At 66.9% G+C, this 17823-nt stretch carries 17 protein-coding genes and 1 tRNA gene; 8 read left to right on the top strand and 10 right to left on the bottom strand.

Annotated elements, in window-relative coordinates; translation table 11 throughout:
• Positions 1-3: 3 nt before the first annotated feature.
• A complete protein-coding gene (locus tag AC1HFW_RS15880) occupies positions 4-927 on the bottom strand; it encodes a helix-turn-helix transcriptional regulator (protein ID WP_006390470.1) in 924 nt (307 codons plus the stop codon).
• Between the two features lie 171 nt (positions 928-1098).
• On the opposite strand from AC1HFW_RS15880, the gene AC1HFW_RS15875 reads away from it, so the two are divergent.
• Entirely contained in the window at positions 1099-1527 is a 429-nt protein-coding gene (locus tag AC1HFW_RS15875; protein ID WP_006390469.1) for a PaaI family thioesterase, read from the top strand.
• A gap of 111 nt (positions 1528-1638) precedes the next feature.
• Here the strand turns inward: AC1HFW_RS15875 and AC1HFW_RS15870 are convergent, their stop codons facing one another.
• Positions 1639-3096 carry a phospholipase D-like domain-containing protein gene (locus AC1HFW_RS15870; RefSeq protein ID WP_479284314.1) on the bottom strand — a complete coding sequence of 486 codons (1458 nt, stop codon included), beginning with the start codon at positions 3094-3096 and terminating at the stop codon, positions 1639-1641.
• 220 nt (positions 3097-3316) lie between these two features.
• Between AC1HFW_RS15870 and AC1HFW_RS15865 the strand changes: the two genes are divergently transcribed.
• Positions 3317-3392: transfer RNA gene (locus AC1HFW_RS15865), tRNA-His, on the top strand.
• A gap of 191 nt (positions 3393-3583) precedes the next feature.
• On the opposite strand, the gene AC1HFW_RS15860 is transcribed toward AC1HFW_RS15865, so the two are convergent.
• Entirely contained in the window at positions 3584-4519 is a 936-nt protein-coding gene (locus AC1HFW_RS15860) for an alpha/beta fold hydrolase (protein ID WP_479284312.1), read from the bottom strand.
• 95 nt (positions 4520-4614) lie between these two features.
• Here AC1HFW_RS15860 and AC1HFW_RS15855 point away from each other — a divergent pair, with 95 nt between their 5' ends.
• On the top strand, positions 4615-5202 hold the full coding sequence (locus AC1HFW_RS15855) for a CGNR zinc finger domain-containing protein (RefSeq protein WP_241070514.1): 588 nt from the start codon (positions 4615-4617) through the stop codon (positions 5200-5202).
• Positions 5203-5207: 5 nt separating this feature from the next.
• Here AC1HFW_RS15855 and AC1HFW_RS15850 read toward each other — a convergent pair whose 3' ends face one another.
• On the bottom strand, positions 5208-5609 hold the full coding sequence (locus AC1HFW_RS15850) for a DUF6157 family protein (protein WP_241074987.1): 402 nt from the start codon (positions 5607-5609) through the stop codon (positions 5208-5210).
• Between the two features lie 127 nt (positions 5610-5736).
• Positions 5737-6354, bottom strand: a complete 618-nt coding sequence (locus tag AC1HFW_RS15845) for a LysE family translocator (RefSeq protein ID WP_479284311.1) — start codon at positions 6352-6354, stop codon at positions 5737-5739.
• Positions 6355-6435: 81 nt separating this feature from the next.
• Between AC1HFW_RS15845 and AC1HFW_RS15840 the strand changes: the two genes are divergently transcribed.
• A complete protein-coding gene (locus tag AC1HFW_RS15840; protein ID WP_479284309.1) occupies positions 6436-6888 on the top strand; it encodes an Lrp/AsnC family transcriptional regulator in 453 nt (150 codons plus the stop codon).
• Positions 6889-6898: 10 nt separating this feature from the next.
• Here AC1HFW_RS15840 and AC1HFW_RS15835 read toward each other — a convergent pair whose 3' ends face one another.
• Positions 6899-7834, bottom strand: coding sequence for a hypothetical protein (locus tag AC1HFW_RS15835; protein WP_479284307.1), 936 nt, complete (start codon positions 7832-7834; stop codon positions 6899-6901).
• A 273-nt stretch (positions 7835-8107) separates the two neighbouring features.
• Here AC1HFW_RS15835 and AC1HFW_RS15830 point away from each other — a divergent pair, with 273 nt between their 5' ends.
• On the top strand, positions 8108-8419 hold the full coding sequence (locus tag AC1HFW_RS15830) for a type II toxin-antitoxin system RelE/ParE family toxin (protein WP_061073800.1): 312 nt from the start codon (positions 8108-8110) through the stop codon (positions 8417-8419).
• 1 nt (position 8420) lies between these two features.
• Complete coding sequence (gene nadS / locus AC1HFW_RS15825; protein WP_116520568.1) at positions 8421-8741, top strand: NadS family protein; 321 nt, start codon at positions 8421-8423, stop codon at positions 8739-8741.
• 74 nt (positions 8742-8815) lie between these two features.
• Here nadS and AC1HFW_RS15820 read toward each other — a convergent pair whose 3' ends face one another.
• The 3 genes from AC1HFW_RS15820 to AC1HFW_RS15810 all read right to left on the bottom strand — a co-directional run bounded on the left by AC1HFW_RS15820 (position 8816) and on the right by AC1HFW_RS15810 (position 12334).
• Positions 8816-9433, bottom strand: a complete 618-nt coding sequence (locus AC1HFW_RS15820; protein WP_006390459.1) for a LysE family transporter — start codon at positions 9431-9433, stop codon at positions 8816-8818.
• Between the two features lie 146 nt (positions 9434-9579).
• Positions 9580-11271, bottom strand: a complete 1692-nt coding sequence (locus AC1HFW_RS15815) for a flagellin N-terminal helical domain-containing protein (RefSeq protein WP_479284303.1) — start codon at positions 11269-11271, stop codon at positions 9580-9582.
• 355 nt (positions 11272-11626) lie between these two features.
• Positions 11627-12334, bottom strand: a complete 708-nt coding sequence (locus AC1HFW_RS15810; RefSeq protein WP_479284301.1) for a response regulator transcription factor — start codon at positions 12332-12334, stop codon at positions 11627-11629.
• 525 nt (positions 12335-12859) lie between these two features.
• Here AC1HFW_RS15810 and AC1HFW_RS15805 point away from each other — a divergent pair.
• On the top strand, positions 12860-13909 hold the full coding sequence (locus AC1HFW_RS15805; RefSeq protein WP_479284299.1) for a hypothetical protein: 1050 nt from the start codon (positions 12860-12862) through the stop codon (positions 13907-13909).
• A gap of 139 nt (positions 13910-14048) precedes the next feature.
• Positions 14049-15221: an MFS transporter gene (locus tag AC1HFW_RS15800; protein ID WP_479284297.1), complete on the top strand. Its 1173-nt coding sequence runs from the start codon at positions 14049-14051 to the stop codon at positions 15219-15221.
• Between the two features lie 121 nt (positions 15222-15342).
• Here AC1HFW_RS15800 and AC1HFW_RS15795 read toward each other — a convergent pair whose 3' ends face one another.
• Positions 15343-17724, bottom strand: coding sequence for a TonB-dependent siderophore receptor (locus AC1HFW_RS15795; RefSeq protein ID WP_479284295.1), 2382 nt, complete (start codon positions 17722-17724; stop codon positions 15343-15345).
• Between the last annotated feature and the right edge of the window lie 99 nt (positions 17725-17823).

The following is a 17823-nucleotide window of genomic DNA, read 5'->3' as shown; positions in this document are numbered from 1 at the left end:
CGATTACGCAATCCCTGGACGATTCCGCGTATCCGCCTCGCCGCCGCGCAGGCGCTCGCGGTAACCGGTCGGGCTGACCCCCTCCAGCTGGCGGAAGCGGCGCGAGAAATACGCCTCGTCCGCGAAACCGGCGGCATGCGCCACCTGCGCCACCGTGCGCGCCGTATGCGCCAGCAGGTCGCGCGCCAGCGCCATGCGGCGCTCGGCCACCAGTTCGGTGAAGGTCTTGCCGGTCTCTTTCTTGAGCAGGTGCGCCAGGTAATTGGGCGACAGGAACGCCGCCGCCGCCGCGTCGTTCAGCGTCAGGTTCTCGGCCAGGTGCGCGCCGATGTGCGCCAGCACCCGCCGCACGCTCTCGCGCCGGCTGCTGCCCGCGTGGTGCCGCGCCAAGTGCAGCAGGTCGGTCTCGTAGCGCCCGCAGGCCAGCCCGATCAGCTGCAGCAGCAGGCCGCGTATGGTCGTCGACGAACCGAAGCCGCGGCGACGGTTCTCGTCCATCAAGCGTCCGATCAGCGCCTCGGCCTGCGCCAGCCCGTCCTCGTCCAGCGCGAAATCCAGGTACTCCTGGAACAGGAACGGCGCCAGCGCCGGCGCCTGCGACACCGGCACCTCCTCCAGGTCCAGCGGATCGACCGCCAGCTCCGGCCACAGGAAACGCTGCGCGAAATTGATGATGACGTAGCGCGCGCCCGGCGGATGCGGCACCAGGTGCACCCGGTACGGCAGCACGAAACTCATCCCGCCGCGCGGAAACGGCCGCGTGGTGCCGCTGATGGTCTGGCGCGTGTCGCCCTCCAGGTTCACCTGGATCTGGAAATACTCATGGCGGTGCGGCTGCTCCAGCGGCTCGCGCACCTGCTGCGCGCGGATGTCGAAATCGAAGTAGTCCGCGCGCTCGGCCATGCCGTAGGTCTTGATGGGGGTCATGCGGGCGGTCGGGAAACGGGCAATTGCATGGGCAGACTGTAGCGCTGGCGCGACGCCCGCGCCAGTCGCGCACGATATTGTCCGCTCACCGGTCAGCCCGGGCCGGCGCTGGCGCGCGCCGCCCGCTTTGCGCTACCGTGGGGCATTGCGCAGCGCACACTCCCCATCGCCATGACAGACACCATTCCCGCCGGCTTCGCGCCCTGGCTCCCCAGCAGCCAATTCATGCGCCACCTGGCGGACCTGGGCGGCTTCTACCGGCGCGAGGCCGACGACGTGCTGGCCATGCGCATCGGCCCGGCCCACGGCAACATGCACGGCATGGCCCACGGCGGCCTGCTCGCCACCCTGGCCGACAGCGCCCTCGGCTTCGTCATCGCCCACCAGTGCCAGGCCTCGGTCGTCACCGCCCAGATGTCGGTCGAATACCTCAACGCCGTCATGCCCGGCGACTGGCTCGAAGCCCACGTCACCATCGACAAGCGCGGCAAGCGCCTGATCTACGCCACCTGCCACCTGAAAGTGGACGAGCGCCTGGTGCTCAAGGCCAGCGCCGTCTTCGCCGTGCGCCAGGCGGCGGTGCCGACCTCGGACGGTTGATCCGCCGCCTGTCCATGTGCAATCGGCGGCCCAGGGGCCGCCGATCGGTTCTCGTGCGCGGGCCGCGCCAGCCGGCCCATGGGCCGCGGATACGGCGTCGCCCAGCCAGGCCTACAGATACGGCGTCGCCAGCCAGATCACCTTGTTGCGCAGCCGCTTGGCGAACGGCGCCTGCAGCAGTTCTTCCAGCGTCTGGCGGCGCGCCCCGGCCACCTGCGCGTCGATCCGCGCGCCGACCCAGCGCGCCACGTCCACGTCGTAGATCTCCGTGTCCAGCTCGAAATTGAGCCGCAGGCTGCGCGGATCCAGGTTCGACGACCCCACGTAGGCCCAGCCGTCGTCCACCGTCATCAGCTTCGAGTGATCGAACGCCCCTTGCGAGCGCCACACCCGGCAACCCGTGCGCACCACCTGGTCCAGCTGCGCCGTCATGGCGTAATCGACCAGCCGCAGGTTGTTCTTGCCCGGAATCACGATATCCACCACCACCCCGCGCCGCGCCGCCGTCGCCAGCGCCCCGATCAGCGGCTGGTCCGGCAGGAAGTAGGGCGACTGGATCCGCACGTGCCGCTGCGCCACCGCCAGCGCGCCCAGCAGGATGCTGTGCGCGCTGCCCAGGGCGCGGTCCGGCCCCGACGGCACGCAGCGCATCGGCACCGCCCCATGCGGCGGCTGCGCCTGCGGATCGAACCACGGCTGCGCCGGCAGCGACTCATGCGTCGTGAAATTCCAATCGTGCGCGAACACCGACATCAGCTGTGTCACGATCGGCCCTTCCACGCGGAAATGCGTATCGACATTGGTCACCGCGCCCGACAACGCCGTCACGAACGCCGCCCGCACATTCATGCCGCCGGTGAAGCCGACGCGCCCGTCCACCACCAGCACCTTGCGGTGGCTGCGCAGGTTGGCGTACGGCATGCGCAGCACGCCCAGGGGATTGGTCATGAAGCGCGCCACCGGCACCCCGCCGCGCGCCAGCATCCGCACGATCGGCGGCCGCGAATACTTGGCGCCGATCGCGTCGATCAGCACCCGCACCTGCACCCCGCGCTCATGCGCCTCGATCAGCGCCTGCGCCATCTCGCGCCCGATCGCATCGTTGTCGAAGATATAGCTCTGCATCGCCACCGCGTGCCGCGCCTCGCGGATCGCCTGCAGCATCGCCGGATAGGCCTCGTCGCCGCCGGCCAGCGGCCGCACCGCGTTGCCGCCCAGCAGCCGGAAGCGGCTGACCCGGTCGCCCAGCACCTTCAGCGACGCGAACTGCGGCCCCGAGATCGGCGCCACGTCCACGCTGGGCGTCTCCACCAGCGCCGCGTCCACCAGCATCGCCTCGTCGCGCTGCTGCGACAGCCGCGTCTTGCGGATCCGGTTGATCCCCGCCACGAAATAGACGGCCGCCCCGAACAGCGGCGAAAACAGCGCCAGCCCGACCCAGCCGATGGCCGACCGCACATCCTGCTTGGTCATGGCCGCATGCACCGCCGCGCCCGCGCCCGCCACCACGCTGATGGTGAACACCATGTGGGGCCAGTAATCGATCAGTAGTTGGTGTATGCGATCCATAGCGACGGCGAAGCGCTGGCCTCCAGAGGGGTGATCCGAGCGCCAAGGATAGCAAGGTCGGCGGTGGCGGCAAATCCGGCCAGGGCGGGCCGTTGGTGGCGGCGGATCACCGGCGGGGGACAGACCGTTTTACACGGCCCGAAAAATCGTGCTATAGTTCGGCCTCTTCGCGGTTGGACACGAAACAACGGGTCCGGCGGCAAAGAGAAACACCCCAGTGGTGGCTGTAGCTCAGTTGGTAGAGTCCTGGATTGTGATTCCAGTTGTCGTGGGTTCGAGTCCCATCAGCCACCCCAAGAATTCGCTGGAAACAGCACAAAAAGGCACTTACGCTACGGCGAAGTGCCTTTTTTTGTTTTTCGTGGCGGAATTGCTAGCAGCCTGCGAGTTTTCCAATGCGCTTGCGGCGCGGCGAAAACCGCCGATATCAGGACGCGCGTCCCAAGAGGCCGGCTCCACCGATTGATTGCACCGGTGGAGCCTGTCCTCACTTCACATTCCGGTCCAGAAACCCCCGGATAACCCCGCCGATCTCCACCCCATGCGTCTCCAGCGCCAGGTGCCCCGTGTCATAGAACCGTACGTCCGCGCCCGGAATATCGCGCTTCCACGCCTCGGCGCCGGCAGGCAGGAAGAACGGATCGTTCTTGCCCCAGACGGCCAGCAGCGGCGGCTGGTACTGGCGAAAGTACGCCTGGAACGCCGGATACTTCTCCACGTTCGACGCATAGTCCAGCAGCAGGTCGAGCTGCACCTCGGCGTTGCCCGGACGGGACACCAGATGGCTTTCCAGCGCGATCGCATCGGGCGCGACCAGGGTCTTGTCCGGCACGCCTTCGAGGTACTGCCATTCGATCGATGCCGGCGTGGGGAAGTCGCGCAGGGCCTCGCGATTGGCCTGTGACGGTTCCTTCCAGTACCGCTGGATCGGCGCCCAGCCCTGGCCCAGTCCTTCCTCGTACGCATTGCCGTTCTGCGAAACGATGGCGGTGATGCGGTCGGGATGCGCCGCCGCGAGGCGCCAGCCCACCGGCGCGCCGTAGTCGAAGACCTGGATGGCGTAGCGGTCCAGCTTCAGCTGCTGGGTGAACTGATCGATGGTCCTGGCCAGCTGGTCGAATGTGTAGGCGTACTTGCCGCGGGCGGGCGACTCGGTGAAGCCGAAACCCGGCAGGTCCGGCGCGATGACGTGGTACTTGTCCGCCAGCATCGGGATCAGATTGCGGTACATGAACGACGAGGCCGCATAGCCGTGCAGCAGCAGCACCGCCGGCGCGTCGGGCGCGCCCGCCTCGCGATAGAACACCTTCACGTCGCCCACCTGCTCGAAACGGTGGTGGACCTGGAGGTCGGCGGCCTGCGCGCTGCCGGCCAGCACCAGCGCCGCCAGCCCGGCCGCGCTCTTTGATGTCTTCGAAGCCATGACAAATTTCCTTGGTAACCGATAAATTGGATTTTAAAGGTTACCCATGATTCATGTAACTGGTCAAATTATTTTTTATAGGTTACATTGGACGAATGCAAGAAGACGCCAAAACTTCCAGGGCCCCGCAATTCATCGGCGACGATCTCGCGCTCGACTTCATCAACAGTGAATTCGGGGTGGGGGCGGCGCATCACGATTGCTTCGCCGACGACGAGGCCGTGCTGGCCTGGCTCAAGCTTGCCGGCGTGCTGCCGGACGACGTTGGCGTGGCGCCCAAGGGGTTGCAGGCGCTGGCCGTGCGACTGCGCGACAATGCCCGATCGCTGGTGCATGCCGCCAAGCAGGAAGAGGGCGCCGCGGACGCCGCCGTCGTCAACCAGGTGCTGCAGGCCGGCCGCGCCGCCGAGGCGCTGCAGTGGGACGACGCCAGCGCGTCGTTCAAGGTGGTCAGGCGGCGCCGCCACGACGATGCGGCCGGCTTTCTCGAACCGATCGCGCAGGCCGTCGTCCGTCTGCTGACCGACACGCAGCTTGAGCTGGTGCGGCAATGCGAAGCGCACGACTGCACGCTGATGTTCCACGACAAGACCAAGTCGCACCGGCGCCGCTGGTGCAGCATGGCCGTGTGCGGCAACCGCATGAAGGTGGCGGCGTTCCGCTCGCGCAAGAAGGGCGAATGACGCGGCTATGAAGCCCGCTTGCTGCGCATCCCCGCCACGATCTTCAGGTCGGCGCGCGCGCTGAGTTCGCGGTAGGCGTCGCTGCCGACGCCATAGGCGGCGACCTTCGCGTCCGCGTCGTGGTGCAGGCCCCAGCCGAATTGCTTGACCAGCGGCGAAGCGCGCAGGCAAGCCTGCGGCTTGGCGAAGAACGCCTCGCGCGCCGGCTTCCTGTCCTTGGCCGCGATGCCTTGGCGGATGGCGTGCACCTCGAACAACAGGTCGTCGCTGGTGTAGTGATAGGGCTGCCGCGTCAGCAGTTCGTGCTGGATCTGCGCGATCGAGCCCGCCTTGGTCGGCGTGGTCCCCGCCGTGGCGGTGCTGTCGGGAGAGACCGTGATGAAGGCTTCCGTGTAGTTGGTCGTCATGGTGCGAGCGCTCGTGCGGTGGGACGATGGCGGCGGATCATGATCCAGCATAGCCGTTCAAGCGGGCTCGCCGCCAGCCGGCGCATGATTCGGGCCGGCGCGAGTCGCCTTGCCGCGCCGGCAGGCCCTAGCGGTGAAACAGGGCCATGAAGCCCGCCGCCATGAGGATCATCCCGCCCGCGGCGCTGTCGACCAGGCGCCGCCGCGCATCGCTCAGGCCCGCGCCGCCGAAACGGCCCAGCGCGACGCAGATGCCCGAATACACCACCGCGCACCAGAACATGAAAGCCGCCGACAGCATCACGGCCTGCAGCGTGGTGTCGCCCAGCCGCGGGTCCATGAACTGCGGCAGGATGGCCAGGTAGACCATCATCCCTTTCGGGTTGAGCAGCGACGTCAGGAAGCCCTTGCGCAACTGGTCCTTGACCCGCGTGCCCGGCACCTGGACGCCGCCGGGCCGCAAGGCCGCCCGCACCAGCTTGTAGGCCAGGTACACCAGGTAGGTGATGCCGACCCAGCGGATCGCCTCGAACAGCGCCGGCGACGCGGCCACGACCGCGGCAAGGCCCAGCGCCACCAGCAGCGAGTGCACGCAATAACCCAGCACCACGCCGGCCGTGGCGCGAAACCCCGCCGCCGTGCCGCTGGAAACCGCTTGCGAGGCGATGAAAAGGATATCCGGGCCGGGCGTGCAGACCAGCGGGATGACCGTTGCCGAAAACAGGAAAAGTGTCGAGAAGTCCATGGCGAAAGCTTATCGGCGAGCGCCCGGAAGGTGCTTCCAATATCTTGCAGGGAATTCTCGATCCGAGGCAAACTACCGCGCATGGACGATATCGACAGAAAGATTCTTGCGGAGCTGCAGGCCAACGGCCGGCTTTCGCTCACCGACCTGGGCGAGCGCATCGGCCTGAGCTTGTCGCCCTGCCACCGGCGCGTCCGCGCGCTGGAAGAGGCCGGCGTCATCGCCGATTACCGCGCCAACATCGACCCCGTGGCGGTGGGGCTGAGCTTTTCCGCGATCGTGTTCGTCACGTTGCGCAGCACCGACCGGGCCGCCGTAAAGGCCTTCGAGGATGCCGTGCCGCAGGTGCCCGAGATCATCCAGGCGCAGCGCCTGTTCGGCGATCCGGACTTCATGCTGCACGTCATCACCACCGACCTCGCCGCGTACCAGAAGCTGTACGACTACAGCCTCTCGACATTGCCGAGCGTGCAGCGGCTGTCGTCCACCCTGGTCATGAAGAACATCGTGCTGAACCGGCCGTTGCCGCTTTGATCCCGCCGGCCTAGCGCGTCATTTTCTCCGTCAGGTTTTCCATCGGCGTGTAGTGGATCACGAGCACCCCGGACGGGGAATCCTGCTTGTTGGGATCGCGTCTGAGCGTGGCGCCGACCAGGTTGTCGTCCACGGCGCCGCGCCAGTTCTCGTCGCCCGGGCGGGTCGTGTCCGCCTTGCGTCCCATGAGCGCGACCGCGAGCTGGCGCAGCGCGGCGACGCCGGCCGCGGTGGACGCGGATTCGACCACGGCATACGAGAACCGTGACTCCGCGAAGCAATAGCTGATCCGCGCCGGCTTGGCCGCCTGCCAGTGGTAATCCTTGGGCGTGGGCGCGGCATAGCACACCGCGTCGGCCCCCTTGGCGGGTGAGGGATCGGACAGGGACAACGACGGAGGCGCCGCCCATTTCTGTTCGCCGATGCCCGCGTCCAGCTTCGCTTCGACGGGCAGCGGCGGCCAGTCCAGGCCGGACGTATCGAACAGGAACTGCTGGTTCCCGGCGCCGGCGACGGACACCTCGAAGGTCACGCTTCGGGCCAGCCGGATCGTCTCCAGCATCACCTTGGGTTGGGACAGGTGGATGCTGGCCGTGTCCTGGATGGGCGCCGTGCTCGATTCCTGGACGGGCGCGGTGGACACCTCGACCCATTCGCCCTGGTCGAAGCGCGCGGAAACCTTGCAACCCGTCGAGGGGCAGCGGAAGCGCCCGTTGTCGATCGCCAGATAGGGACTGATGCTCTCCGAGGTCGCGCGGATCACCAGGCTGACGCGGATGTCCGCCTTGCCGACCGTCGCCGACGGCACGCTGTTCGAGGATTGCAGGATCGCCAGGCGCTCGGGAATGTCGCACGCATCGGCGCCGCAGGTCTTGTAGGTCCAGGCGGCCTGGGCCAGGCATGGCACGGCGAGCAGCACCAGGGCGAGAGATCGGAGGTTTTTCATTGGCATCATCGAGGGTCACGCAAGTGGCTCTGATGCCTTGATTCTACGAGGCTGAAGCCGCCCGGGGCAATTTGGCGGGGCCGTGCAGCCGCGACGGGACGCATCCTGGATCGACGGCGTGTCGATGATGACGAAAACGTCCCAAGGTCGTGCGCCTGTTACGCGCAGGAGGGCCATGATTCATGACAGTCTGCGGATGCGGGGCCACGATCGCCGGCGTCCGTCAGCATCGGGCCAACTTGATTTGTACGTCATTGACGTATATTGTGACCCATGGAATTTGTAGAAACGCCGCTGTTCACCAAACAGATCACCGCGCTGCTATCCGACGATGAGTACCGTGGATTGCAGATGCTCCTCGTAGAGAATCCAGAGCGCGGTGATCTCGTCAAGGGCGGGGGCGGCATTCGCAAGATCCGCTATGCACGCCCGGGCACGGGAAAAAGCGGTGGTTTGCGCGCGATCTATTACTGGATCTCTCGCGACGACACGGTCTACATGCTTGTCGCGTATCCCAAGTCACGCAAGGACGGCCTTACGCGCGAAGAAACCGCGATTCTGGCCGCCAAAGTGAAGGAGCTATGAAATGCCCAAGAAGGCCAAATCAAAGACGACGGAACGGTCCACCTTCGATCTGTTGAACGAAGGGTTGGACCAGGCGCGAGCCATTCGCAGGGGGGAGCTGGCGCCCGGCCGGGTCACGAAGTTCGAGCCGATCGACGTGCGGGCCATTCGTGAGCGTGTCCAGATGTCCCAGGCCGAATTCGCCGCGGCCATCCATGTCAGTACCCGCACGCTGCAGAATTGGGAGCAGCGGCACCGAAATCCAACCGGGCCTGCCATCGCGCTGCTCAAGATCGTGGAACGCGCGCCCGACGTCGCCGTGAAAGTGCTTCAATCCGCATGACTGCATCAGTGCATCAGTGCATCACTGCATCACTGCATGACTGCTTGCGAGATCGACGGCCGTATCGGCGTCGCCTACCGGATCGCCGCCAGCTTCACCGCGAATCCCAGCAGGAACACCCCCGCCAACCGCTCCAGCAGGTTGGCGACGCGCGGATTGGCGCGCATGCGTTGTGCCAGGTGGTGCGTCAGCAGCACGGCCACCAGGCCGTAGAGAAACGTCAGCGCCGCCACCGTGACCGCCATGAACGCGAACGTCACGATCCCCTGATGCCGGACCGGATCGATGAACAGCGGAAAGAACGCCATGTAGAACATGATCGCCTTGGGGTTCAGCAAGGTGATCATCGCGGTCTGGCGCAGATAGTGGCCATTGTCCATGCGGCTCGGGCGCGGCGGCGCGCCGGGCTTGCTGCGCATCATCTGCAGGCCCAGCCAGGCGAGATACGCGGCGCCGGCCCATTGCACGATATGAAACGCCGTGGGATAGGCGGCCAGCAGGGCCGAGACGCCGGCCACCGCCAGCCACATCAGCACCTGGTCGCCCAGGATCACGCCGCAGGTCGCGGCCAGGCCCGCCTTGACGCCGCCCTTGCCGGTGGCCGTGAGCAGGGCGAAATTACCCGGGCCGGGGATGATCAGCAGCATGATGAAGGCGAGCACGAATGCGCCATAGTCGGTGACACCGAGCATGGAAAGACTCCCGAGAAGGTAGCGGGCATTGTAGATCCGCCGGGCGCGACGCGCGGCGGAGCTCGGCGGACAAGAAAAAAAAGCCGGCCACCGCTCGCCGCGATGCGCGGCGAGCGGTGGCCGGCCCGATGGGCTGGCCTACGCGATCAACGCAGCAGCGACAGCACGGTCTGCGGCACCTGGTTGGCCTGCGCCAGGACCGACGTGCCGGCCTGCTGCAGGATCTGGGCCTTCGACATGTTCGACACTTCCGTGGCGTAGTCGGCGTCCTGGATGCGCGAGCGCGCGCCGGACAGGTTGTTGATGACGTTGTTCAGGTTGGCGATCGTCGATTCCAGACGGTTCTGCACGGCGCCCAGTTCGCCGGTCAGCTTGTCCAGCTTGGTGAAGGCGGCGTCCAGCGTCTTCATGGGATCGGCGGTCAGCGTGCCCTTGCTGGTGGTGTCGGTGGTCAGCTTGCCCGACGCGCTGACATAGGCGAGCGAACCGATCTTGGGCGCGTAGTCGCCAGCGCCAGTGCCGCCCGTCACGGTGGCTTTGCCCGAGGTGGGGTCGACATGGTAGTCCGTGTTGAAGGTCTTGGTGGTGGTGAACGCATCCTTTGCATCGACGTAGGTGTCGGTCGATACGCCGGCGGTGAATCTCACCGTGGCGGAGGCGATGCCTGAGCCAAGCGTGACGGTCGTGTCGCTGGCGGTGGTGTTGGCCTTGACCTTGGCCAGCAGCGCATCGGACGAGATGGTATTGGCGTACGTCAGGGCGTTGGCCGTGGTGGTGTTCACGTACGTCTTGCCGCCGATGGAAAGCGACGAGTTGCCCGCTGCCGAGGTGTTGGTCGACACGGCGGTCAGCACGGTGTTGAGCGTGGCGACGGTGGCGCCGGCGCTGTTGTTGGTCATGTTGCCGCCGGCATCGAGGTACGCCGTCGAGCCATTCAGCTTGATGGCGCCCGTGGCATCGACTTCGAAGGTGCTCGACGCCGTACCGTTGTTGTGGACGTAGACGCCGGTGGTGGTGCCGGTGGCCGGTCGCAACGAGGTGGCCAGGGCCGTGACGCCAGCGGCGTTCGAGGCCGACTTGTCGGTGAACGTGAAGTTCTTGTTGGCGGCATCGTAGGTGTAGGTCGTGCCGGTAGCGGCAGTGCCCACGGTGACCTTGTTGCCGTCTTCAAGCTTGCCGAACACCTGGTCGGCGGTCGCGGCGGCGTGCGTCGTCGTGACTCGCCATTCATTGGCGGCGGTGGTCACGCCGCCCGCGGCCGCCAGGTCGGTGACGGTTGCCGTGTTGTTCTTGGTCACGCCCGAGCCGTTGACGTTGAAGCCGTCCAGGCCCAGCGTCTTGATGCTGATTTCCGACAGGTTCAGGCTGATGGTTTCGTTGTCATTGGCGCCGACCTGCAGCGTCAGGGGCTCCGCCTTGGCCGACAGTACCTTCACCCCGTTGAAGTCGGTTTGCTGCGAGATGCGGTCGATGTCCGACAGGCGCTGATTGATTTCGTCCTGCATCGAGTTGCGCTGCTCTTGCGAGTAGCTGCTGTTGCCGGCCTGCACCGCCAGTTCGCGCACGCGTTGCAGGTGGGTGTTGATCTCGGCCGCCGCGCCTTCGGTGGTCTGCGCCAGCGAGATGCCGTCGTTGGCGTTGCGCGCCGCCTGCGTCAGGCCCTTGACGTTGGCGGTGAAGCGGTTGGCGATGGCCATGCCGGCCGCGTCGTCCTTGGCGCTGTTGATGCGCAGGCCCGACGACAGGCGTTCGATCGCGGTGCCGAGCGCCGACTGCGATTTGTTGAGATTGTTCTGCGCGACCAGCGACAGATAGTTGGTATTGATGACTGCGGCCATGTGTAAGCTCCTAGGCAGAGAAAGGCTTGATCGCACCAGGCAGGGAACTGCCCGGTTGCCAACGTGATGAACTGATTCTCAGCATTCAGGTTCGTCCGTTGCCAGGACTACGACATGGCGAAAATGATCTTTAGATAACCGCCGGCCAAACGGCAGTCTTATGATTTTTTATGAGATTTGCTGGCCGCCGCATGCAATGCGAGCGCATGCGTGTGCGCCAAAAAAAGAAGGCCCCACACGCGGATAAGCGGGTGGGGCCTTCGGGCCTTGTCTCTCTTGGGGAAAGTTTGCAAGACACATGTAGTGTAGGCATTTGGCGCGGCGAGAAACTCACAAATACTCGACGCCATGTAGATCAGGCATGCATGGCGATGCGGATCATGCTTTCACGCATCACCAGCAAGGAGCCTTCGGAATAGATGTTGCGGATCTGCATGGGCGCGTCGCGCAGGGTCGCGAGTTTCTTGCGCACCCGGTAGAGCAGCGCGTCGATGCGGTGCTGGTCGTAGATGACTTCCGGATAGCCGAGGATCTGCGACATCCGTTTGTGGCTGACGGGAAATTTCGGGCTCTGGATCAGCGTTGCCATGACGATGGATTCCTTTGCCGTCAGGCTCAGCTGTTCGCCGTTCGATGATCGCAGCTGGCGCGCCTGCACGTCCAGGGTCCAGTGGCCGCGCGAGACCGGGCCGGGCGTCGCGGTCACGAGCCGGCGTTCGAGCGCGCTGACGGTGGCGGCCAGCAGCGCGAGCTGGATCGGCTTGATCAGGTAGTGGTCGGCGCCGTCGCTCAGGCTTTGCAGCTGCGCGGGCATGCGCACGTTGTCGGTCAGCACGATGATGCCCATGGCGGGAAGCGCGCGGCGCAACGCGGCGATATGGTCGAGCATGTCGCCGTCGGGCAGCGATGCCGCCGTCACCAGGATGCCGGGCGGGTCCTGCCGGATGCGCGCCAGCGCGTCCCGCAGGGTGCCGCAGACCTGCACGCCACGTCCGAGCCCGGCGATGTGGCTCGACACGCTTTCCGCCCATTGCGGCGGATCTTCAACGACAAGGACGCGCATACCTGCACTTGATTTCCCGGGCCACGGATTGCGTTGGCGGCTGGATGGCGGGCCTTCTTCCTCCAGCGCCGCATCGTGGAAACGATGCCAATCCGATTCTAGATTTGTCAGTGGCGGAAAACGCGATCAGCAGTCTTACTCGTAGTCTGATAACGATGGCGAAAAGGCAGTGTGATGCCGCGCAACGCAACAGGCGCCAGGCACGACACCAGGATGAGGAAGCCGACCTGCGCCCGCGCACCGGCGCGTCCGGGACGTAGCGACCCTTCAGAAACAATCGCAACAATAGTTTTCGAGCCATCCGGCAAGCGACGGGCTCTCGCGATGGCGGATGGCCGCGCATCGTCCCGCCACGGCCCGCGTCATTGCTGGCGTTGCGTCCGCCAGTACACCCCGGCCGCGCGAAATCCCGCCGCGCCTTCCGGGCCATCCGATGTTTCAACCCGCCACGCGGCCATTGCGATCCGGCCCCCAGCCGGTAGCATGCGCCCTCAATACGATTCAGCCTCATTTAAGGACCGATCCATGACCTTGCCGCGCCCGCGCCTTGCCTTGTCCCTCCTGACGCTTACGCTGGCCCTGTCGGGGTGCGTGAACATTCCGTCGTCGAATGGGTACGGCACTCGCGACGATCCGCGCTACGGGCAACTGCTGGACCTGATCAACGAGGCGCTGAAGGCGGACATGGCCGTGGTGCTGGTGGCCGACCTGATGCCGCATGCGTCGCTCAAAGACGCCATGACCATGACGCAGTGGACGCCGACCGTGATCTGGATGCACGAGAAGGCGCCGCAGGTGACCTTCAGCCGCAAGTTCCAGACCAATTCGCTCAAGCGCGATCCCAAGGAAACCTACCTGTTCCAGGCGTTCGAGGTGCATATCCTGCCGCCCGGCAAGTACCTGCTGACCGGCGGCGACGACTACAAGCTGAATGCGCTGCTCGACCAGGTCGGTGCCAAGCGCGGACCCGAGGGATCGGGCCGCGGCGCCAACGGCACCGCCTATCTGTCGCCCGAGCTCTATCGCGAGTTCTACCGGCAGCAAGCGTGGCGCGACGCCACCACCCACACCGAGACCAAGACGCGCCAGGTCTGCACCGCCGTGCACATGGCGTCGGGGGCGTGCGTGAGCTGGGGCCAGCAGCAGTACAGCGAGACCACGGCCGGCATGCCGGCGGGCTACTACGAGGAAACCGATTCCCGCGACATTCCCGCCATCAAGGTGCAGGCGCGCATTCCGCCCAAGCAGGCGCTGGCGAGCTTCACGCTGCAAGGCGGCCAGCTGGTGCTGAGCCAGCGCATGCACCTGAAGACGCCCAGCTACAAGTTCCGCCAGCAGTCCTGCCGCGCGGTCGATCCCAAGATGATCGAGTGCCCGCTCGAGGACCTGACCGTCTACACGCGCCCGGCGCCGATGGAGTTCACGCAGAAATTCATCGCGCAGCGCACCAACCTGAGCGCCGAGCACCAGGCGCTGCTGGCCAAGCTGCAGCCCATGCAGATCACGCCGCTGGGCAAGCAGGGCATGGAGGATCCGATCTGGGGCGTGCCGCTGTCGATGGACAAGGGCCACTAGGCCAGCGGGCGCCTGAAAAAGGGGCCCGGCGGGCAAGCCAATATTGCGTTTGGCGGGGGTAAACTCCTCGGGCGTCCCGTCGCATCGGGGCGCCTGGCCGCCGCCATGCAACTGCCCCACCCGGAACGAGGAGTGGACGATGCAACGCTATGTCCTTGTCCTGCTGCTGCTCGCGCTGACCCAGATCGTCGGCTGGGGCGTGGTCGGCGTGCTGCCGGTCATCGCCGTCCCGGTCGCGTCCGACCTGGGCGCCACCTTGCCTTCGATATTCCTGGGCACTTCCGTCATGTATGTCGCGATGGGGCTGGCCGCGCCGCTGGCCGGCCGCGCGTTCGGCCGTTTCGGCACGCGCCGGACCATGGCGGCGGGCGCCGCGCTGATCGGACTGGGCCTGGCCCTGCTCGCGCTGTCTCCCGGCCTGTGGGCCTTCTGGGCCGCCTGGACGCTGGTCGGCGTGGCGGGCGCGGCGTTCCTGACGACCGGGGCATATGCCTACGTCGTGGAATACGCGCAGGACCGGGCGCGCGGGCTCATCGGCACGCTGATGCTGGTGACGGGCCTGGCGGGCAGCGTGTTCCTGCCGGTCACGGCTTTCCTCGATCATCTGATGGGCTGGCGGGCGACACTTGGCGTCTACGCCATCTGCATGCTGGCGCTGGTCGGCCCCTTGCTGTGGTTCGGCCTGCCGTCGACCGGTGCCGCGGCGGCCGCGGCCCCGCGCGGCGCGGGCCAACGCAAGGGCCCGGTGTTCGCGTTGCTGGTGGCCGCCATCGCGCTGAACAGCTTTGTCACCTTCGGCATCCAGGCGGTGGGCGTGCCGCTGCTGCAGGCCATGGACATGGATCTGCCTCGCGCTGTCGCGGTCGCCTCGCTGTTGGGCGTCTTCAAGGTCGGCGGGCGCGTGCTCGACCTGCTGGGCGGGCGGCGCTGGGACGGGCTGTCCACCGGCATCGCTTCCGGCGCGATGATCCCGCTGGGGCTGGCCGTCATCGGGATTGGCGGCGCCGGCCTGCTGCCGGTGATCGGCTTCCTGCTGCTGTTCGGCGTCGGCAGCGGCGCCTTCGCGGTCGCGCGGGCCACCATGCCGCTGGTGTTCTTCGACAAGGCCGGCTATGCGGCGGCGATGGCCACCATCGCGCTGCCCATGAACCTGATCAACGCCTTGGCGCCGCCGCTGCTCGCGGCGTCCATGGACGCCGCCGGCGCGCCGGCCACGTTTGCCATGCTGGGCGGCTTGAGCGTGCTGGCGCTGGCGGTGTTGCTGCTGCTGGGCCGCATGCGGCCGCGGCAGCACGAGGCTCGGGCGGCCTGACGGCCCGGCGCCGCCCGAGCCTTCTCCGGCGTCACCCGGCGCTTTCACAAGCGCCACCCGAGCTTTCCCAGGCCCCGGGCAGGCTGCCGCGGCCCTTGTCCGCGCCGCTGCCGTCAGCCGCTCACCACCGGTACGTGGCGCTGCCCATCACCACCCGGCGCGTGCCGTAGGCGCACTGCGTCGGCGTCACGCAGATCGCGTACACCTTGTCGAACAGGTTGCTGGCGTTCAGGTCGAAGCGCCAGTGCTGGTTCGCCACGTAGCGCAGGCCCAGGTCGATCAGCGTGCGCGGCGGCGCCTTGCCCATGTCGTTGTTGGCGTCGATGAAGGTGGTGCCGACATAGCGCGCGCCCACGCCGCCGCCCAGGCCGGCCAGCGGGCCGCTCTGCACCGTGTAGTCCAGCCACAGCGAGGCCATGTGGGCCGGCTGCTGGGTCGGGTGCTTGCCTTCGGTGCCGTCGTTGGCTTTGGTGATCTTGGCGTCCACGTACGAATACGAGCCCAGCATGCGCCAGCCGCCGCCCAGCACCGCCGTGCCCTCCAGTTCCACGCCGCGCGAGCGCTGTTCGCCGGAGGTGGCGGAGTAGGTGGGGTCGACGCTGTCGGTGGTCAGCACGTTGGTCATGCGCAGGTCGAACAGCGACAGCGTGGCGAAGCTCTGGGCGCCATCCGGCTGGAACTTCATGCCCACTTCGTACTGCTTGCCGCGGCTGGGCGAAAACTGGTTGCCGTTGCGATCGCTGCCGATGTTGGGCTGGAACGACTCGGAATAGCTGAAGTACGGCGCCAGGCCGATGTCGCTGCGGTACATCAGCGCGCCGCGGAAACTGTTGGCCGCGTCGCGCTGCTCGGTGCGCGCGCCGGTCAGGCGGTTGTCGAGCTTCTGCTCGGCCCAGTCGCGCCGCGCGCCCAGCGTCACCAGCCAGTGATCGCCGTACTTGACCTGGTCCTGCAGGTAGGCGCCGGTCTGGCGCAGGTGCGAGCGCTGGCTCGAGGCAATGCGCGTGATCGCGGGCGATCCGTCGTAGTTCGGCTGGTACAGGTCCAGCACGCTGTTGGCGCCGCGGCCCTGGGTGCGCAACTGGTCGTAGTCGTAATAGTCCAGGCCGGCCAGCACCGTGTGCTTCCAGTCGCCGTGGGTGAAGCGGCCCTGCAGCTGGTTGTCCAGGCCGAACACGTCCACCTCGCGCATGTCCGAGAAGGGCAGGCGGTTGACGTACCGGAAGTTCTCGGCGGCATCGGGATCGGCCGCGTTCTTCTTGACGAAACCCAGGCCGTAGCCGGCGGTCTTGACGCGGTAGCTCAGGTGCGAATAGCGGAAGTTCTGGCGGAACTGGAAGGTGTCGTTGAACTCGTGGTTGAGTTCGTAGCCGAACATGGTCTGCTCGCGCTTGGTGTTGTCCAGGTCCGGGTCGCCGACGAAGGTGTTGGTCGGGATCTTGCCATTGGGGTTGCCCAGCACCGTGCCCTGCGCCGGCAGGAACTGGCCGAAGCCGACGCGGTCCTTCTGGTAGCTGGCCAGGATCGTGAGCGAGGTGCGGTCGCCGGGCCGGAAGGTGAACGACGGCGCGATGTAGGTGCGGTCGTCCGGCGTGTAGCGCACCTGGGTGTCGGCCTCGCGCACCAGGCCCGTCAGGCGGTACAGCACCTTGTTGTCGTCGTCGAGCGGGCCGCTGAAGTCGAACGCCGCCTGCCGGTTGCCGTAGCTGCCGCCGGACAGCTGGATCTCATGCAGGGGGCTGTCGGTGGGGCGCTTGGACACCATGTTGATCAGGCCGCCGGGGGCGTTCTGGCCATACAGCACCGACGACGGGCCGCGCAGCACGTCCAGCTGTTCCAGTCCGTAGGGCTCGATGCGGAACTCGGTGTTCGATTGCAGCCGCAGGCCGTTCAGGTACAGGCCCAGCGTCGATTCGCTGACGCCGCGGATGTTGATCCAGTCGTAGCGGGTCTCGGCGCCGGCGTTGTCGGGCAGCACCCCCGCGCTGTAGCGCAGCGCCTGGCTGACGGTCTGCGCGCCCAGCGTGTCCATGGTCTCGCGGGTGATGACCGACACCGATTGCGGCGTCTCCAGCAGCGGCGTGTCGGTCTTGGTGGCGGTGGCGGTGTTGGTCGGCACGAACCCCGGATTGGCGGCCTCGCCTTCGCGCCGCCCGGTCACCGTCACGGCGGGCAGCTCCGCCGTCGCGCCGCTGGCCGGCGCCGGCTGCACCACATAGGCGCCGGGCTGGGAGCCGGGGCGCACCGTCAGGCCGTGGCGCGCCAGCAGCGCGGCGAAGCCGTCCTGCACGCCGTAGCTGCCATGCAGGCCGGCGCTCTGGCGCCCGGCGGTCAGGGCGCCGTCGGCGGACAGGGTGACGCCGGCCTGGCGGGCGTAGGCGTTGAGCACCTGTTCCAGGCTGCCGCCCGGGATGTCGTAGCGGGCGGTCTGGGCCAGCGCCGGCAGCGCCATGGCGGCCAGCGCCAGCGCGGTCAGGGTGGTGAGGGTCTTGCGCGAAGGCATGTCGGGTCCTTGATGAGAGTGAAAGCCGGGGGCTCGCGGATATGGGCGAGGCCCCTCTACTCTCTATCCCGGACGAGATCGCAAAATCTGCAATGGCAT

It is taken from the genome of Achromobacter sp. ISS7, assembly GCF_056523125.1.
The sequence above is the reverse complement of the archived record's forward strand: the minus strand, read 5'-3'. Positions and strand labels throughout refer to the sequence as shown.